General features: G+C 60.3%; 14 protein-coding genes. 10 read left to right on the top strand and 4 right to left on the bottom strand.

What is annotated here, in order from left to right; translation table 11 throughout:
• Positions 1 to 18 precede the first annotated feature (18 nt).
• The 8 genes from tssE to AB4O08_RS13075 all read left to right on the top strand — a co-directional run bounded on the left by tssE (position 19) and on the right by AB4O08_RS13075 (position 13,476).
• Positions 19 to 534 (top strand): type VI secretion system baseplate subunit TssE, encoded by a 516-nt coding sequence (tssE, locus tag AB4O08_RS13110; RefSeq protein WP_005792513.1) that lies wholly within the window; start codon positions 19 to 21, stop codon positions 532 to 534.
• Positions 531 to 2,390, top strand: a complete 1,860-nt coding sequence (gene tssF / locus AB4O08_RS13105) for a type VI secretion system baseplate subunit TssF (RefSeq protein ID WP_021492583.1) — start codon at positions 531 to 533, stop codon at positions 2,388 to 2,390. The genes tssE and tssF overlap by 4 nt, the downstream gene beginning before the upstream one ends.
• Positions 2,354 to 3,397 carry a type VI secretion system baseplate subunit TssG gene (tssG, locus tag AB4O08_RS13100; RefSeq protein ID WP_010207554.1) on the top strand — a complete coding sequence of 348 codons (1,044 nt, stop codon included), beginning with the start codon at positions 2,354 to 2,356 and terminating at the stop codon, positions 3,395 to 3,397. Before tssF ends, tssG begins: the two co-directional genes overlap by 37 nt.
• Positions 3,390 to 6,068, top strand: a complete 2,679-nt coding sequence (gene tssH, locus AB4O08_RS13095) for a type VI secretion system ATPase TssH (RefSeq protein WP_010207555.1) — start codon at positions 3,390 to 3,392, stop codon at positions 6,066 to 6,068. Before tssG ends, tssH begins: the two co-directional genes overlap by 8 nt.
• Before the next feature lie 156 nt (positions 6,069 to 6,224).
• Positions 6,225 to 8,165, top strand: coding sequence for a type VI secretion system Vgr family protein (locus AB4O08_RS13090; RefSeq protein ID WP_010207556.1), 1,941 nt, complete (start codon positions 6,225 to 6,227; stop codon positions 8,163 to 8,165).
• A 14-nt stretch (positions 8,166 to 8,179) separates the two neighbouring features.
• Positions 8,180 to 8,614: a DcrB-related protein gene (locus AB4O08_RS13085; RefSeq protein ID WP_010207557.1), complete on the top strand. Its 435-nt coding sequence runs from the start codon at positions 8,180 to 8,182 to the stop codon at positions 8,612 to 8,614.
• 12 nt (positions 8,615 to 8,626) lie between these two features.
• Positions 8,627 to 13,021, top strand: coding sequence for an RHS repeat-associated core domain-containing protein (locus tag AB4O08_RS13080; RefSeq protein ID WP_460114171.1), 4,395 nt, complete (start codon positions 8,627 to 8,629; stop codon positions 13,019 to 13,021).
• A 5-nt stretch (positions 13,022 to 13,026) separates the two neighbouring features.
• A complete protein-coding gene (locus AB4O08_RS13075) occupies positions 13,027 to 13,476 on the top strand; it encodes a hypothetical protein (RefSeq protein ID WP_042571079.1) in 450 nt (149 codons plus the stop codon).
• A 138-nt stretch (positions 13,477 to 13,614) separates the two neighbouring features.
• On the opposite strand, the gene AB4O08_RS13070 is transcribed toward AB4O08_RS13075, so the two are convergent.
• From AB4O08_RS13070 to AB4O08_RS13060, 3 genes are all read right to left on the bottom strand, one after another.
• Positions 13,615 to 13,890, bottom strand: coding sequence for an HU family DNA-binding protein (locus AB4O08_RS13070; protein ID WP_003176958.1), 276 nt, complete (start codon positions 13,888 to 13,890; stop codon positions 13,615 to 13,617).
• Between the two features lie 191 nt (positions 13,891 to 14,081).
• Entirely contained in the window at positions 14,082 to 15,230 is a 1,149-nt protein-coding gene (locus AB4O08_RS13065; protein ID WP_183702461.1) for an NAD(P)/FAD-dependent oxidoreductase, read from the bottom strand.
• 36 nt (positions 15,231 to 15,266) lie between these two features.
• Positions 15,267 to 15,434, bottom strand: coding sequence for a rubredoxin (locus tag AB4O08_RS13060; RefSeq protein ID WP_003213373.1), 168 nt, complete (start codon positions 15,432 to 15,434; stop codon positions 15,267 to 15,269).
• A gap of 196 nt (positions 15,435 to 15,630) precedes the next feature.
• Between AB4O08_RS13060 and AB4O08_RS13055 the strand changes: the two genes are divergently transcribed.
• Together AB4O08_RS13055 and ubiA are read left to right on the top strand one after the other, a co-directional pair.
• A complete protein-coding gene (locus tag AB4O08_RS13055; protein WP_029529030.1) occupies positions 15,631 to 16,194 on the top strand; it encodes a chorismate--pyruvate lyase family protein in 564 nt (187 codons plus the stop codon).
• Positions 16,194 to 17,084 carry a 4-hydroxybenzoate octaprenyltransferase gene (gene ubiA, locus AB4O08_RS13050; RefSeq protein ID WP_010207568.1) on the top strand — a complete coding sequence of 297 codons (891 nt, stop codon included), beginning with the start codon at positions 16,194 to 16,196 and terminating at the stop codon, positions 17,082 to 17,084. Before AB4O08_RS13055 ends, ubiA begins: the two co-directional genes overlap by 1 nt.
• A 111-nt stretch (positions 17,085 to 17,195) precedes the next feature.
• Here ubiA and AB4O08_RS13045 read toward each other — a convergent pair whose 3' ends face one another.
• Positions 17,196 to 17,573 carry a COG4315 family predicted lipoprotein gene (locus tag AB4O08_RS13045; protein ID WP_010207569.1) on the bottom strand — a complete coding sequence of 126 codons (378 nt, stop codon included), beginning with the start codon at positions 17,571 to 17,573 and terminating at the stop codon, positions 17,196 to 17,198.
• Positions 17,574 to 17,619: the final 46 nt, after the last annotated feature.

Genomic DNA, 17,619 nt, shown 5'->3' with positions numbered 1-17,619 from the left:
GTCCGTGGAGCTGCTTTGGTGGTAACTGAAATCGCTTCCCGCGACCGTCTGCAACCGTCCCTGCTGGACCGGCTGACCGACGACGACCCGACCAATCCCAAGGAAAGCGCCGACAAACGCGTGCTGTCCCTGACCCAATTAAAAGCCTCGGTGCTGCGTGACCTGGCGTGGCTGCTCAACACCACGTCGTTGCTCGATGCCGATGCCACGCTGCACACCCCGGCCGGCACATCGGTGGTTAATTACGGCCTGCCGGCGCTGGCGGGCAACAGTGTTTCCAGTGTCGACATCAAGGCCCTGGAAGCCCTGATCTACCAGGCCATCGCAACCTTTGAACCGCGCATCCTGCGCCACACCCTGCGGGTCAAAGCCCGCGTCGGCCATGGCGAGATGAACCATAACGCCCTGAGTTTCGAGATTGAAGGCGACCTGTGGGCCCAGCCGGTGCCATTGCGCCTGCTGCTGCAAACTGACCTCGACCTGGAATCAGGCCACGTGCGCGTGGTGAATGCCGACCAGCGGAGACGCCCATGAATCCGCGCCTGCTAGAGCTGTACAACCAGGAACTGCACCACGTGCGCGAAAGCGCCGCCGAGTTCGCCAAGGAATACCCGAAGATCGCCAGTCGGCTGACCCTGTCCGGCATGGACTGCGCCGACCCGTACGTCGAACGCCTGCTCGAAGGTTTTGCCTACCTCACCGCCCGCGTGCAGCTCAAGCTTGATGCCGAGTACCCGACCTTCACCCACAACCTGCTGGAAATCGCCTACCCGCACTACTTGGCGCCCACGCCGTCGATGACCGTGGTGCAATTGCAGACCGACCCGGACGAGGGCTCCCTGGCCAGTGGTTTCCCACTGCCCCGCGACACTGTCCTGCGCGCCGCATTAGGTCGTGAAACCCAGACCTGTTGCGAGTACCGCACTGCTCATCCAGTGACGTTATGGCCGTTGCAAGTGAGCAACGCCGAGTACTTCGGCAACCCCGCCGCCGTGTTGGGCCGTTTGGCCGCCAGCGAGCCGAAAGCCAAGGCCGGCCTGCGCCTGACCCTGCGCACCGGCGCCGAATTTCCCTTCAACAGCCTCGACCTGGATAACCTGCCGCTGTACCTCAGCGGTGCTGACGAACAACCGTTCCGCCTTTACGAGCAACTGCTGGGCAACGCCTGCGCGGTGTTTGCACGCAAGCCGGGGGGCGATTGGGTCGAGCGCCTGCCACAAGACGCACTGCGCTCGCGGGGTTTCGATGACGCCGACGCCGCCATGCCGGTTGTTGCGCGTGCGTTCCAGGGCTATCGCCTGTTGCAGGAATACTTTGCCCTGCCCCACCGCTTCCTGTTCGTCGAGTTCGCTGAGCTGAGCCGCGCGGTCAAACGCTGCGACGGCCAGGAACTGGAACTGATCGTGCTGTTCGACCGCCATGAGCCGAGTTTGGAAGGCAGCGTCGGCGCGGCGCAGTTCCTGCCGTTCTGCACCCCGGCGATCAACTTGTTCCCCAAGCGCGTGGACCGCATCCACTTGTCTGACCGGGTCAACGAACACCATGTGATCGCCGACCGTACGCGCCCGATGGATTTCGAGATTCATTCGTTGAGTGGCATCACAGGACACGGCACTGGGCCGGAGCAGCCATTTTTGCCGTTCTATGCAGTGCGTGATCCCTCCCGCTACGGCCGGGACCAGGCGTACTACACGGTGCGCCGCGAGCCGCGCGTGTTGTCCAGCGACCAACGCCGCAACGGTCCGCGCTCCACTTATGTCGGCAGCGAAACCTTCGTCAGCCTGGTGGACAGCCGGCAGTCACCGTACCGCCACGACCTGCGCCAACTCGGCGTGACCGCGCTGTGCACCAACCGCGATCTGCCACTGTTCATGAGCATCGGCAACGGCAAGACCGACTTCACCCTGGCCGACAGCGCCCCGGTGCTGTCCGTACGTTGCGTGGCAGGCCCCAGTCGTCCGCGCGCCAGCCATGCCCATGACGCCAAGGCCTGGCGCCTGATAAGCCAGTTGTCGCTCAACTATCTGTCGTTGAGCGAACAGGGCCAGGGCGCCGCGGCCTTGCGCGAACTGTTGCGCCTGTATGGCGACAGCAACGACGCCGCCCTGCAATTGCAGATCGAAGGCCTGCGCGACGTCAGCAGCAAAGCGGTGACCCGCCGCCTGCCGATGCCCGGCCCGATCGTATTTGGGCGCGGGCTGGAGATCACCCTGGAATTCGATGAAAACGCGTTTCGCGGCACCGGCGTGTTCCTGCTCGGTGCGGTGCTGGAACGCTTCCTGGCACGCTACGTGTCGATCAACAGTTTTACCGAGACGGTGATCCGTACCACCGAACGCGGCGAGATCATGCGATGGAAAGCCAAGCCCGGACGTCGTCCGACCCTGTGAGTACCCTGGATGCGATGCATCAGGAGCCCTGGGAATACGATTTCTTCCAGGCGCTGCGGCGTATCGAGTGCGAATCGCCGGACCTGCCGCGCCTGGGCCATTCCCTGCGCCTGGCGGATGATCCGCTGCGCCTGGGGCAACAGGCCGACTGCACCTTCGCGCCGGCCACACTGGCCTCGGTCGATCCCGGTGGCGACGGCAAGCCGGCGCGACTCGAGCAGTTCTTCTTCGGCCTTGGCGGGCCCAATGGCCCGCTGCCGCTGCATATCACCGAATATGTGCGCGAGCGCCAGCGCAACAACGCCGACAGCACCAGCAAGCAGTTTTTGGATGTGTTCCACCATCGCCTGCTCAGCCTGTTTTACCGGGCCTGGGCAGAGGCCCGGCCGACGGTCAGCCACGACCGCCCGGACGATGATTACTGGTCCGCGCGCCTCGCTGCGTTGAGTGGACGGGGCATGCCGAGCCTGCTGAATCAGGGACTCATCCCGGACACCGCGAAGCTGCATTACAGCGGCCATCTGTCCGCGCAAACCCGCTATCCCGACGGCCTGAAAGCCATTCTCGGCGAGTACTTCGGGCTGCCTGTGGAGATTGAAGAGTACGTCGGCCAATGGTTGGAGTTGCCCGAACGCAGCCGCGTCAGCGTGAGCGCCAACCGCCTGGGCGTGGACTTTTGCCTGGGCAGCTTCGTATGGGACCGCCAGCACAAATTCCGTATCCGCCTGGGCCCGCTCACGCTGGAGGACTACATGGGCATGCTGCCCGGCCAACAGCCGTTCAACGAGCTGGTGGCGTGGGTGGCCGAGTACCTGGGCCACGAACTGGACTGGGACCTCAACCTGGTTTTGCAACAACCCGAAGTGCCGGCACTGCAACTCAACGGCCAGTTCCGCCTGGGCTTCAACACCTGGCTCGGTAGCCCTGCGCACGACGCCAACGACCTAATCCTGGCCCGGCATTACGCCGATCAGGCCACCACCTCAAGGAATCCAGAGCATGGGTGAAATCAGTCGCGCCGCACTGTTCGGCAAACTCAACAGCGTGGCCTACAAGGCCATCGAAGCCGCCACCGTGTTCTGCAAGCTGCGGGGCAACCCGTATGTGGAACTGGCTCACTGGTTTCACCAGTTGCTGCAACTGCAGGACTCGGACCTGCACCGCATCATCCGTCAGTTCAACGTGGAGCCGGCGCGCCTGGCCCGTGACCTCACCGAAGCGCTGGATCGTTTGCCGCGTGGCTCGACCTCGATCACCGACCTGTCCTCGCATGTGGAAGAAGCGGTTGAGCGCGGCTGGGTCTACGGCAGCCTGATGTTCGGTGAAAGCCAAGTGCGCACCGGTTACTTGGTGCTCGGTATCTTGAAGACACCCAGCCTGCGTCATGCGTTGCTGGGCTTGTCGTCGGAATTCGACAAGATCAAGGCCGAAGCCCTGAGCGAGCGCTTTGACGAATACGTCGGCGATTCGCCGGAAAATGCCCTGAGCGCAAGCGACGGTTTCAACGCCGGCGCCGTTCCGGGCGAAGCCAGCGGTGCGATGGCGCCGAGTGCGATGGGCAAGCAGGAAGCCCTCAAGCGTTTCACGGTCGACCTGACCGAACAGGCGCGCAGCGGCAAACTCGACCCGATTGTTGGCCGTGATGAAGAAATCCGCCAACTCGTCGACATCCTCATGCGCCGCCGCCAGAACAACCCGATCCTCACCGGTGAAGCCGGGGTGGGCAAGACCGCGGTGGTCGAAGGTTTCGCCCTGCGTATCGTCGCCGGTGACGTGCCGCCAGCATTGAAAGACGTGGAACTGCGCAGCCTTGATGTGGGCCTGCTGCAAGCCGGCGCCAGCATGAAAGGCGAATTCGAACAGCGCCTGCGCCAGGTTATAGAAGACGTGCAGGCCTCGCCCAAGCCGATCATTCTGTTTATCGACGAAGCCCACACACTGGTGGGTGCCGGTGGTGCCGCCGGCACCGGTGATGCAGCCAACCTGCTCAAGCCGGCGTTGGCACGTGGCACCTTGCGCACCGTGGCTGCGACCACCTGGGCCGAGTACAAGAAGCACATCGAGAAGGACCCGGCGCTGACCCGGCGTTTCCAGGTGGTGCAAGTCGCCGAGCCGTCGGAGGACAAGGCGCTGCTGATGATGCGCGGCGTGGCGTCGACCATGGAAAAACACCACCAGGTGCAGATCCTCGATGAGGCGCTGGAAGCCTCGGTGAAGCTATCTCATCGCTACATTCCAGCGCGCCAGTTGCCGGACAAGTCCGTGAGCCTGCTGGACACCGCCTGCGCTCGCGTCGCCATCAGCCTGCACGCGGTTCCGGCCGAAGTGGACGACAGCCGCCGTCGCATCGAAGCCCTGGAAACCGAGTTGCAGATCATCGCCCGCGAACACGCCATCGGCATTGCAATTGGTGCGCGCCAGACCAACACCGAGACGCTGTTGAGCGCTGAGCGTGAGCGTCTTGAAACCTTGGAAAGCCGTTGGGCTGAAGAGAAAGCGCTGGTAGATGAGCTGCTCGCCACCCGGGCAACGTTGCGCGAAAAAGTCGGTGTCGTGGACAGCCCTGCCGGGAACAACGAGAGCGATGAATTGCGCGCCCAGCTGGTCGACCTGCAACAACGCCTGACCGCGCTGCAAGGCGAAACCCCACTGATCCTGCCCACCGTGGATTACCAGGCCGTGGCCTCGGTGGTCGCCGACTGGACCGGCATCCCGGTCGGCCGCATGGCGCGCAACGAGCTGGAAACGGTGCTCAACCTCGACCAGCACCTGAAGAAACGCATCATCGGCCAGGACCACGCCCTGCAGATGATCGCCAAGCGCATCCAGACATCCCGCGCCGGCCTCGACAACCCGAGCAAGCCGATTGGCGTGTTCATGCTGGCCGGCACCTCCGGCGTGGGCAAGACCGAAACCGCCCTGGCCCTGGCCGAAGCCATGTACGGCGGCGAGCAGAACGTCATCACCATTAACATGAGCGAATTCCAGGAAGCCCATACGGTGTCGACCCTCAAGGGCGCACCTCCGGGCTATATCGGCTACGGCGAAGGCGGCGTGCTGACCGAAGCGGTACGGCGCAAACCCTACAGCGTGGTGCTGCTGGATGAGGTGGAAAAAGCCCACCCGGACGTGCATGAAATCTTCTTCCAGGTGTTCGACAAGGGCGTGATGGAGGACGGCGAAGGCCGGGTGATCGACTTCAAGAACACCCTGATCCTGCTGACGACCAACGCCGGCACCGAGCTGATTTCCCAGGTGTGCAAAGACCCGGCGAACGTGCCGGAGCCGGAGGAAATCGCCAAGGCCCTGCGCCAGCCGCTGCTGGAGATTTTCCCGCCTGCGCTGCTCGGCCGCCTGGTAACCATCCCTTACTACCCGCTGAGCGACGAGATGCTCAAGGCAATCACCCGCCTGCAACTCAACCGCATCAAGAAGCGTGTGGAGACGACGCACAAAGTGGCCTTCGATTACGACGACGCGGTGGTCGACCTGATCGTCTCGCGTTGCACCGAGACCGAAAGCGGCGGGCGCATGATCGACACCATTCTCACCAACAGCCTGCTGCCGGACATGAGCCGTGAGTTCCTCACGCGCATGCTCGAAGGCAAGGCGTTGGCGGGGGTACGGATCAGCAGCCGGGATAATGAATTGCACTACGACTTCAGCGACGCAGATTGACCTGACGGAACACGGTCAAAATGTGGGAGCTGGCTTGCCTGCGATAGCGGTGTATCAGTCAACATCAATGTTGAATGTTCAATTGCTATCGCAGGCAAGCCAGCTCCCACATTGGATTCGGTTCCTTCAGTAATCAAGACCTTTACAGGACGCCCAATGCTATTCAACCAAGCCTCACGCCTGGCCAAGATCACCAGCCCCCTCGGGCCGGATGTGCTGCTGCTCAATGAAATGGGCGGCGGTGAAGAGCTGGGCAGGCTGTTCAACTATGAGCTGCAACTGACGTCCCTGGACGCCAACATCGACCTCAACCAGTTGCTCGGCAAGCCCATGAGCGTGGGCCTGCAACTGGCGGACGGAGGTGAGCGGCACTTTCACGGCATCGTCGCGCGGTGCAGCCAGAACATCGACCAGGGCCAGTTCGCCAGTTACCAGGTGACGCTGCGTCCTTGGTTGTGGCTGCTCAGCCGCACGTCCGACTGCCGGATTTTCCAGAACCTGAGCATTCCGCAGATCATCAAGCAGGTGTTCCGCGACCTGGGGTTTTCCGACTTCGAGGACGCTCTGAGCCGGCCGTACCGCGAGTGGGAATACTGCGTGCAGTACCGCGAGACCAGCTTTGATTTCGTCAGCCGTTTGATGGAACAGGAAGGTATCTACTACTTCTTCCGCCACGAGCAGGACCGCCATGTGCTGGTGCTGGCCGACGCCTACGGCGCCCACACCACCGTGCCCGGCTACGCGTCGATCCCGTACTACCCCAAGGACGAGCAGCAGCGCGAACGCGACCACATGCACAACTGGCACCTGGCGCACGAGGTGCAGCCGGGCTCGATGGAGCTCAACGACTACGACTTCCAACGCCCCAGCGCCAGCATCGACGTGCGCTCGGCCATGCCGCGCCCGCACACCGCCGGCGACTATCCGCTGTACGACTACCCCGGCACCTACGTGCAAAGCGAAGACGGCGAGCACTATGCGCGCACCCGCATCGAAGCCCTGCAAACCCTGCATGAACAGATCGAGTTCAACGGCAACGCCCGTGGCCTGGGTTCGGGGCATTTGTTCAGCCTGACCGGCTTCAGTCGCCAGGACCAGAACCGCGAATACCTGATCGTCGGCTGCCGCTACTACATCGTCCAGGAAAGCCTGGAAAGCGGCGGCGGCTCAGGTTCGGCGCAGTTCGAAAGCAGCCTCACCTGCATCGACGCCCAGCAGAGTTTCCGCCCGCTGGCCAACACCCATCGGCCCATCGTCAAAGGCCCGCAGACCGCGCTGGTGGTCGGCCCCAAGGGCGAGGAAATCTGGACTGACCAGTACGGCCGCGTAAAAGTGCACTTCTACTGGGACCGTCACGACCAATCCAACGAGAACAGCTCATGCTGGATTCGTGTATCGCAATCCTGGGCCGGCAAGAACTGGGGTTCGATGCAGATCCCACGGATCGGCCAGGAAGTGATTGTGAGCTTTCTGGAAGGCGACCCCGACCGGCCGATCATCACCGGCCGCGTGTACAACGCCGAGCAGACAGTGCCCTACGACCTGCCGGAGAACGCTACCCAGAGCGGCATGAAAAGCCGCTCCAGCAAGGGCGGCAGCCCAGCCAACTTCAATGAAATCCGCATGGAGGACAAGAAGGGGTTGGAGCAGTTGTATATCCACGCCGAGCGCAATCAGGACATCGTGGTGGAGGTGGATGAGAGCCATTCGGTGGGGCATGACCGTAACAAAAGCATCGGGCATAACGAGACGGTGACCATCGGCAACAACCGCCTGCGCATCGTCAAGCAGGAAGACATCCTCTCAGTAGGCCAGAAGAAGACCGACAGCATCAGCCAGAGCTACGTCATCGAAGTGGGCGAAAACCTGCGCCTGGTCTGCGGCGAAAGCATTTTGGAGTTGAACGCCAGTGGGCAGATCAACCTCACCGGCGTGCAGATCAGCTTCTATGCCAGCGGCGACGCAGAGTTCAACACCGGCGGCGTCCTGCACCTGAACAACGGCGGCGGCCCCGGCGCCACGCCGGATGGCCAGGGCCAGAAAGGCGCCATCGACGCCAATATCAAAGCCGCGTTCCCCGCGCCTAAAAGTTCCTGACGAGACCTGTTTTCATGACGTATCGAATCAACGAATTCCAGTTTCAACTGCCCGCCAGTGAGTTGCAGGACGCGACAATCAATATCCTCAAGTTCCCTGAATTGGGAACATCCCTGATTGTCAGCCGCAGCCTGCTCGCCGAGGGTGAAACCCTGCACAGCAACTTCAACGACCAGCTCCAGCGCCTGGAAAAACAGGTGCAGGATTTGCGCTACCAACCCGGTGTGGACGTGCGTTTGGGCGCAGCCCAAGAAGTGGAAGGCATCGAACTGCGCAGCCAGTTCAACAAGGGCAATGACAAAGTTTTCCAGTACCAGTTGGCGCTGGTGCTACCGGGAACGCGCAAGATGCTCGCCTTGAGTTACGTGAAGGCCGACAAGCTCGGGGATGCCGAGGCGGCGCATTGGGCGTTGATTAAAAATTCGCTGTCGTTCGACGCCATTTCTTGATGAGCTGCTTGTATGTCTGACGCTCTATGGGCTGCCCGGATGGGCGATGCGCTGACCCACACCTCCATGATGGCCGACATCCTCGGCGGTGTGCTGGAGGTGGCGGCCAACGTGGCGATTACTGCGCTGGCGACTGCTGCTGTCGCGGCGGCCGTGGGGGTGACGATTGCTACCGCCGGTATCGGCGGCTGCATCCTCGGCGCGGTGGTGGGCATTGTCGTCGGCATGGCCATGAGCAAGACGGGGGCCGACAAGGGCCTCAGCAAGATGTGCGAGAGCTTCGCCAACGCGCTGTTCCCGCCCGTGGTGGAAGCCACGATTGCGGTGGGTTCGACCGACACTTTCGTCAACAGCATTCCGGCTGCACGGGCCGCAGGCTCCATTCCTTCGCACGTGGCACCCGCTGGCACAGAGCTTGAGCAAGTGCCGCCGGAGCCCGATCCCGAGCCACGACCCGAGCCCGGCTTTCTGGACATGGCCGAGGGTTTCTTCTCCCAACTATGGCGCCCCACTGTCGCCACGCCTGCACCGGGCGTGGTACCGGCCCTCACCGACATGGTCCTGTGTGCCCGCCATCCGCCGATGCCACCACAGCTTCTGGCCGAAGGGTCTGACAAAGTCACCATCAACGGCCAGCCCGCCGTGCGCAGTGGCGACCGCAGCATGTGCGATGCGACGGTGGTGTCGTCGGGGCTGATCTCGCCAAACGTCACCATTGGTGGTGGGACGGTGGTGGTGCAGGAGATTCGCAGCGGGAAAACCCCTGGGGTGGGGTTGGCAATTGAAGCGCTGATGATGCTGAAAGGTGCCAAAGGCAAGACGCTGAGTAATTTGCCGTGCATGTTGCTCGCGGGGGTAACTTCTTATGCCGTCAGCCAAGCGATGGGCGCTGCAGCCAATGCGACGATGGGGTCACCTAACCCGGTGCATGCGGCAACTGGGGCCAAGGTATTGGGTGGCGAGACTGAGCTGGATTTTGTATTGCCCGGCATCCTGCCAATCGATTGGCAACGTTTTTATAACTCGCGAGATGAGCGCCGCACCGGGATGTTTGGTGCAGGCTGGAGTGTCCCGTACGAGATCAGCGTAGAGATACTGCTACACCCTGACGGCGGTGAAGAATTGCTCTACACCGACGAGCAAGGCAGGCGAATCAACCTTGGCGGTATATCACTTGGCAGCGCGATGTTCAGTCCGGGAGAGGGTTTGAGCATTCGGCGACATCGCAATGGTCAGCTGCTGATCGAAAGCGCCGACGGTATATATCGCTTGTTCGAATCCACTCCGGCAAACGTATCACTGCTACGCCTTACTCAGCTTGGTGACCGCAACGACCATCGCATCCACCTCAACTACGACGCCGCCGGGCGTTTGGTGCAGTTGCACGACAACCTTGATCTGGTGCAGGTTGAATTAATCCGCGACCAGGGTCACGTGTCCAAGATTGAGCGTGTTTACCCTGATCAGCGTCGTGAAGTGCTCGTGAGTTACAGTTACAACGCAACTGGCGATCTGACAGAGGTGCGCGATGCCACCGGTCAGATACAACGACGCTTCAGTTACGACGCAGGCAGGCGGATGGTAGAGCACCAACTGCCTGCCGGACTGCGCTGTTTTTATGAGTGGGCCTTGGTTGAGGACGTGGAATGGCGCGTATCACACCATTGGACCGATGAAGGCGATGCTTACCATTTCGAGTACGACCTGAGTGCCGGTATCACGCGCATCACCGACGGCATGCAGCGCATCAGCATTCGTCATTGGAACAACCAGCACCAAATCACCAAGTACAGCGACAATCTTGGCCAGACCTGGCTGTTCGACTGGAACGATGAGCGCCAATTGCTCGGTGCTACCGATCCTCAGGGCGGGCGCTTTGAATATAGCTACGACGAAACCGGTAACCTCATCAGTGAAATCGACCCGCTGGGCCGTCGCGATTCGACGATGTGGCTCGAACACTGGGCATTACCTCTGGTTGAGACCAACCCCGCTAACCACAGCTGGCGCTATCAATACGATCAGCGCGGTAACTGCATCGCCGCCACCGACCCGATGGGCCACATTACCCGTTATCGCTACGACAGCCACGGCCACCCCGTGGAAATCATCGACGCTACCGGCAAAAGCAAAAAGCTGCGCTGGAGTCCGTTTGGGCAATTGGTCGAACACATCGATTGCTCGGGTTATTCGACGCGATTTGGTTACGACGAGCGGGGATTTTTACAGTTCATCACTGATGCGCTCGGAGAACGTACTCAGTTCAGCCATGACGCCCGTGGGCGGCTGATCAGCAGCCAATTGCCTGACGGGCGAACCGAACAGTACACACGTGATACCAGTGGCCTATTGCTGGGTTACACCGACCCGGCAGGGCACACCACGTTGTATCAACACAATAGGCGTGGCCAGGTGTGTCAGCGAACGGATGCCTATGGCCGACGGGTGAAGTTCGCTTATGACAGCTATGGACGGCTGAAAGCCCTGATCAACGAGAATGAAGAAAGCTACCAGTTTGTCTGGGACGCCGGGGATCGCTTGACCGAACAGCGAGACCTCGATGGCAGCGCCAAGCGCTACACCTATGATCTGCTGAACCACATGACTGCAATGACGGCCGTTCCCGCGCCTTTCGACAATACTCTGGTCAACGCTGCCGAGACGCCGTCACCTATCGTTCACCGGATGGAACGCGACGCTGTTGGCCGACTGATTGCAAAAATGACCGATGATGGCCGCACCGAATACGTTTACGATTCGCTGGACCAGCTCTGCGCCGTCACCTTTACCGATCTGTCGGGCGATACCCAAGTCCTGAGTTTCGCATACGCTCCTCTCGGCCGGTTATTGACCGAACAAAGCCCTATGGGCACCTTGCAACATCACTATGACGAACTCGGCAATCTAACCCAGACCCAACTGCCTGACGGCCGCTGGCTTAATCGGCTGTATTACGGCAGCGGCCACTTGCATCAGATCAATCTGGACGGAGAAGTTATCAGCGACTTCGAGCGCGACCGCCTTCATCGTGAAGTGCTACGTACTCAAGGCCAGCTCAGCACACGTAGCGAATACGACCGGAGCGGTCGCCTGCGTTCACGCCATTGCCGTCATAGCCACCAGCCCATGCTGACGCCGGCGGCAATGCAACAGCACTTCGAATACGACCCCGCTGACAATTTGACCGGCAAACTCGATCAGCAACCAACGACCCAGCAGCGCCAGCTGTTGCACTACGACGCTACCGGCCGCATCACTGCCAGCCAGGATAACCTGCTGGGCCAGCGCGAAACCTTTACTTACGACGCCGCCGCCAACCTGCTGGACAGTCCGCACCCCGGAGCGGGCCTAGTAGTACATAACAAGCTGATGACCTATCAGGACAAGCGCTACCGTTATGACGGCTTCGGACGCATGATCGAAAAACGCAGCACCTCCCGAGGCGTACAACGATTTGCCTACGATGCAGAAAGCCGACTGATTGAAGTCCGCAATGAAAACGGCAACGTGGTGAAAATGCACTATGACCCACTGGGCCGACGCATCAAAAAAACGGAACACGGTATTGATGGTTACCCACTGAGTGAAACTCGTTTTTCCTGGGACGGCTTGCGTCTCTTGCAGGAACACAAATACAGCCAGACCAGCCTATACGTGTACGAAAATGAGGGCTATGAACCCCTGGCCCGCGTAGATGGCATTGGACAACTGCAGAAATTGCGTTATTACCATAACGATCTCAACGGCCTTCCGGCACAACTCAGCGAAGCTGACGGCCACATCGTCTGGCAGGCAACGTACCGGGTGTGGGGCAACACGCTGGAGGAAGTGCGAGAACCTCATTACATTGAAGAACAGAACCTGCGATTCCAGGGGCAGTATCTGGATCGAGAAACAGGGCTGCACTACAACACTTTCAGATTCTACGATCCGGATATAGGGCGCTTTACATCCCCTGACCCGATCAGCTTGATGGGAGGACTGAATCTCTACTTATACGGCTTCAACCCTTTCAGCTGGGTTGACCCGCTTGGCCTGGAAGGCATTGAGCTGGGCCCAGGTGAGCAATTAGGAAACCCGAAGGACATCAACTTTGCCCAGCGAACCATCAATAGCGCGTTCGATACTCCCGAAGGAAAAAAACCTATCCAATCTGTCGTCAACCAAGTTAAAAAGGGCAAACTGAAAGTTACCGATTTCCCACCAATTGAAGTGGTGAATGTCAAAGGCCAGCTTGTCGCACGGGATGGCAACAGCCGCCTGGCGATTGCTGTGCTGGGCAAGGCAAAACAAATTAAGTACAAGGTCATTACCGACCCTACCCTGCTACGCGACTTTAATACCCGACTCAGGAATAATGGCTTGCCAAATAGCGGTACGTCCAAAGTACCAACATGCAAAGGATAACGGCTATGACAGTACCTACAAGTAAAGATCGGGCATTCGCTATTGAGTTGCCAGTATGGCAGGCGCCGAATGACAACGTTCGCATCACCCTTGAGCGAGATGATGTAAGAGCCGAGTTTCCTACTTGGACCAAAAACGCAAACTACTCCAAATATATCGGCATTCTGGATTTCTCTAATGTATGGGCCCTCAGGCTGGAGCGTAATAAACACCTGCACTATTACGAAAACCGCGAGGACGATGAGTTCAAGTCCTCCTATTGGGTAATCCCTGAGTCCTCTTGGCTTGAAGGTCTGACAAAAGAAAGGGATATCACTTCACCCAACTGGAGAGCCTATGACAAGAACAAATACACACACTATATTATCCAAAGCCATGATTATTACATTGAAATTATTGCGGGTGACGTGCGCTTTTCAAAAAGAATTGGCAGGTCCAATGATGACTCTAAATAAGAGGACGGCGCGTCTACACCCGTGAGCTTGCTGGTTGGCCTGCAGACTCTGTAACACCAAGGACAAAAAATGGGCACCCGACCCAGTCGGCGTGCCCATTTTTCCTACCACCCCGCCCCGTTCGAGACGGTAACGCCATTACGCGTTAACAGTGTCTTTCAGCGATTTACCCGGTTTGAACGCAACGGTGTTGCTCGCCTTGATTTTCACCGGCTCACCGGTTTGTGGGTTTTTGCCGGTGCGGGCGCCGCGATGGCGTTGCAGGAAGGTGCCGAAGCCAACCAGGGTGACGCTGTCCTTGCGGTGCAGGGCGCCGGTGATTTCTTCGAGAACAGCGTTAAGGACGCGGTTAGCCTGTTCTTTGGTGAGATCCGCTTTTTCAGCGATGGCGGCTGCGAGTTCTGGTTTACGCATAAGTGAAGCCTCTTTGACGGTTTTTTGTTGTTATGTCCGTGCTGCTCTCTTCTGGAGCAGCGCCCAAAGCGCCGCAGGCTCTACTCTGCGGCAGACGGGAGTGAGGATGGCATGCCCTCGCACGCTCCGCCAGTCTCGCGGCGACCTTTCTAGGGTGAAAAACGCGGTTATTCCGACAGAACGACCGCTATTTACGCCAGCAACGGTGGAAGTTCTTTATTGAGCGCGAGTTTTTCCATCACGGCGCTGCCGGTCAGTGCGTAGCCCAGCAGGCGGCCGCTGGCGTCGCGGCACAAGGCCTTGATGTCGGCGCCCTCGCCTTCAACGCTCCAGACGCCTTCGGTGCCGCGAGGCGGTGGCGAGACCACCAGCGGGCAGACCGGCGTCTTGACGGTCACCGGCATCGGGCCGTAGCTGACTGCGGTGGCGTTGCCCGCCAGGGTCTGGGCCAGGGCGCGGGCGCAGCTCATCAGCGGCATCACGTACAGCAGGTTCAGGCCGTCGACCTCGGCGCAGTCGCCCAGGGCGTAGATATTGGCGTGGGAGCTCTTGAGGTGGCGATCCACCATGATCCCGCGGTTGGTCTGCAGGCCGGCGGCGGCGGCCAGGTCCACGCGTGGACGCAGACCGATGGCCGAGACCACCAGGTCGCAGGCGATCACTTCACCGTCCGACAGATGGGCTTCCAAGCCGTCAGCGGTGCGCTGTAGGCGATTGAGGACAGGACCCAGGTGGAAGCGCGCGCCAAGGCTTTCCAGGCCGGCCTGTACCGCTGCGGCGGCGGCCGGGTGCAGCAGGGTCGGCATGACTTGCTCGCACGGTGCCACCAGGTCGATTTCATAACCGCCAAGGATCAGGTCATTGGCAAATTCACAGCCAATCAGGCCGGCGCCGAGCAGCAGCACACGGCGTTTGCCGGCAGCGGCGGCACGAAAGCGTGCGTAATCTTCGAGATCGTTGATAGGGAAAATCAGTTCAGCCGCATCGCCTTCCACCGGCACACGCACGGTTTCTGCGCCCCAGGCCAGGATCAGGTCGCGGTACGCCACCGCTTCCTCGCCGATCCACAGGCGCTTGTGGCCGGGGTCGATGCCGCTGACGCGGGTGTGAGTGCGCACTTCGGCCTTGAGTTGCTCGGCCATGGCGCCGGGTTCAGCCATGCTCAGGCCATCGGCTTCCTTGTTCTTGCCAAAGCCGGTGGAGAGCATGGGCTTGGAGTAGGAGCGCCCGTCATCCGCGGTGATCAGCAGCAATGGGGTCTCGCTGTCGAGCTTGCGAAACTCCCGGGCCACGTTGTAACCGGCCAATCCTGTGCCGATGATCACGACAGGTGCGTTCATTCCTTTCTCCTTGTAGTACTTATCTGAAAGCTGAAATTAGCCGATTTCGATCATTTCGAAATCCATTTTGCCCACGCCGCAGTCAGGGCACAGCCAGTCTTCCGGTACATCTTGCCACAGGGTTCCCGGAGCGATTCCGTCATCCGGCCAGCCGTCTTTTTCGTCATAGATCAGGCCGCAGACTACACATTGCCACTTCTTCATTACTTACTTCCTCAGGGTCCAGGCAGTTTGGCCGACGGTCGATGGATCCAGCGTTGCCGTGCGGCTCAGGGCGTTTTGTACTGATCGGGGCGGGCAGATGCAAGCACGATCGACGCAAACAGCCAGTTCGGTCCGGCAAAAACCAGGGACGCCATGGTAAGCTCGCCGCCTCTTTTGCTGCCAATACTGACTCACCGTGCCGCACTCAATCGACTCTTCCGATGCTTGCCAATGGCTGACCCAGAGCCTTCTGCACCCTGCGCCTGCGCCTTTGACCCTCAATTGGCTGTTCAACGAAGACTCACTGACACGGCGGCTGACGTGGCTGTCCAGCGACGGTTTCAGCGTGACGCCACTGTTCGAAGGGTGGCAGCCACTGCGCGATGATGAATGCGCTGCCCTGGCACTGGCCCCGGCCACTATCGGCTGGGTGCGTGAAGTGTATTTGCGTGGGCAGGGCCAGCCTTGGGTGTTCGCGCGCAGTGTGGCGGCGCGCAGTGCCTTGCAGGGCGACGGCTTGCATATGGATGAGTTGGGCAGCCGTTCACTGGGTGAATTGCTGTTTTGCGACCAGGCATTCACCCGCCAGGCCATTGAGGTGTGCCATTACCCGCGACAATGGCTGCCCACGACGGTCCAGACCGACGGGCTGTGGGCGCGCCGCTCACGCTTCGATCGCGGTTCGCTGAGCGTGCTGGTGGCGGAGATCTTTTTGCCGAGCTTCTGGCACGCGCTGCATGCCCATCCGGAGAACTGCTGATGTATCAACGCCTGCTCAAATCCCTGAACCGCCTGAACCCGAGGGCCTGGGATTTCATTCAGTTGACCCGGATGGACAAACCCATCGGCATTTACTTGCTGCTGTGGCCGACGCTGTGGGCACTGTGGATTGCAGGCAAAGGTTCGCCGTCCCTGATCAATATTGTGATTTTCGTGCTGGGCGTGGTGCTGACCCGGGCGGGCGGCTGCGTGATCAATGATTGGGCCGACCGCAAGGTCGACGGCCATGTGAAGCGCACCGAGCAGCGCCCACTGGTGAGCGGCAAGATCAGCTCCAAGGAAGCGCTGGTGTTTTTTGCGGTGCTGATGGGCATCAGTTTCCTGCTGGTGCTGTTGACCAACGCCACCACTGTCCTGTTGTCCCTCGGTGGTTTGGCTTTGGCGGCGAGCTACCCGTTCATGAAGCGTTACACCTATTACCCTCAAGTGGTGCTGGGCGCGGCGTTTTCCTGGGGTATGCCGATGGCGTTTACCGCCGAGACCGGCAGCCTGCCCGCCGCCGCGTGGCTGCTGTATATCGCCAACCTGCTGTGGACGGTGGGCTACGACACTTATTACGCGATGACCGATCGCGATGACGATTTGAAAATCGGCGTGAAATCCACCGCCATTTTGTTTGGTGAAGCTGATCGCGTGATCATCCTGACCCTGCAAGGCCTTTCGCTGGCGTGCCTGCTGCTGGCGGGCGCACGGTTCGAGCTGGGCGGCTGGTTCCACCTGGGCTTGCTGGCGGCGGCGGGCTGTTTTGCCTGGGAGTTCTGGTACACCCGCGACAAGGACCGGATGAAGTGCTTCAAGGCGTTTCTGCACAACCACTGGGCCGGGCTGGCGATATTTGTCGGGATTGTGGCGGACTACGCATTTCGCTGAATGCTGTAGGAGCGAGCTTGCTCGCGAAAAACCTGAGAGCGCTGTTGTGTGTCAGGCACCCAGCGTTATCGTTAACGCCCTTCGCGAGCAAGCTGGCTCCTACAGGGGTGATCAGGGCTTGATCACATGCCACGCCCCACCCTTGCCATCACCCGTCTTGTCACCCGCCTTGTGGTCATCCTTGTAGGTGTAGACAGGCTTACCGTCATAGGCCCACTGGCTGGTCTGGTCGTCGCGAGTGATCACCGTCCATTTGCCCGTCGACGTATCGGTGGACTCAGCCTTGAGCGGCGGCCAGTTGGTCGCGCACTGGTCCTTGCACACTGACTTGCCGTCGGCATCCTTGTCGAAGGTGTAGAGCGTCATGCCCTTGTGGTCCACCAGCATCCCGTCTTTCGTCATCGCGGGTTCCGCCGCGAACGCCAGGGTCGGTAGCGTCAACGCTGCCGTTACCAGCAGGGCTTTCCAGGAAATCGTGCTGTAAGTCATCGGAACCTTCCTTTTTTGGTTGTCAGGATTCGGACCCAAAGCGTAG

This window comes from Pseudomonas sp. H3_E07 (genome assembly GCF_054668895.1).
Note: the sequence above shows the minus strand (reverse complement) of the source record. Positions and strands in the feature narration are given on the sequence as shown.

Coding starts and splice junctions, on each gene's coding strand:
- tssG (WP_010207554.1), top strand. CDS start 2,354: ATGGAAAGCCAAGCCCGGACGTCGTCCGACCCTGTGAGTACCCTGGAT.
- tssF (WP_021492583.1), top strand. CDS start 531: ATGAATCCGCGCCTGCTAGAGCTGTACAACCAGGAACTGCACCACGTG.
- AB4O08_RS13070 (WP_003176958.1), bottom strand. CDS start 13,890: ATGCGTAAACCAGAACTCGCAGCCGCCATCGCTGAAAAAGCGGATCTC.
- AB4O08_RS13060 (WP_003213373.1), bottom strand. CDS start 15,434: ATGAAGAAGTGGCAATGTGTAGTCTGCGGCCTGATCTATGACGAAAAA.
- AB4O08_RS13085 (WP_010207557.1), top strand. CDS start 8,180: ATGACGTATCGAATCAACGAATTCCAGTTTCAACTGCCCGCCAGTGAG.
- ubiA (WP_010207568.1), top strand. CDS start 16,194: ATGTATCAACGCCTGCTCAAATCCCTGAACCGCCTGAACCCGAGGGCC.
- AB4O08_RS13090 (WP_010207556.1), top strand. CDS start 6,225: ATGCTATTCAACCAAGCCTCACGCCTGGCCAAGATCACCAGCCCCCTC.
- AB4O08_RS13080 (WP_460114171.1), top strand. CDS start 8,627: ATGTCTGACGCTCTATGGGCTGCCCGGATGGGCGATGCGCTGACCCAC.
- AB4O08_RS13065 (WP_183702461.1), bottom strand. CDS start 15,230: ATGAACGCACCTGTCGTGATCATCGGCACAGGATTGGCCGGTTACAAC.
- tssH (WP_010207555.1), top strand. CDS start 3,390: ATGGGTGAAATCAGTCGCGCCGCACTGTTCGGCAAACTCAACAGCGTG.
- AB4O08_RS13075 (WP_042571079.1), top strand. CDS start 13,027: ATGACAGTACCTACAAGTAAAGATCGGGCATTCGCTATTGAGTTGCCA.
- AB4O08_RS13045 (WP_010207569.1), bottom strand. CDS start 17,573: ATGACTTACAGCACGATTTCCTGGAAAGCCCTGCTGGTAACGGCAGCG.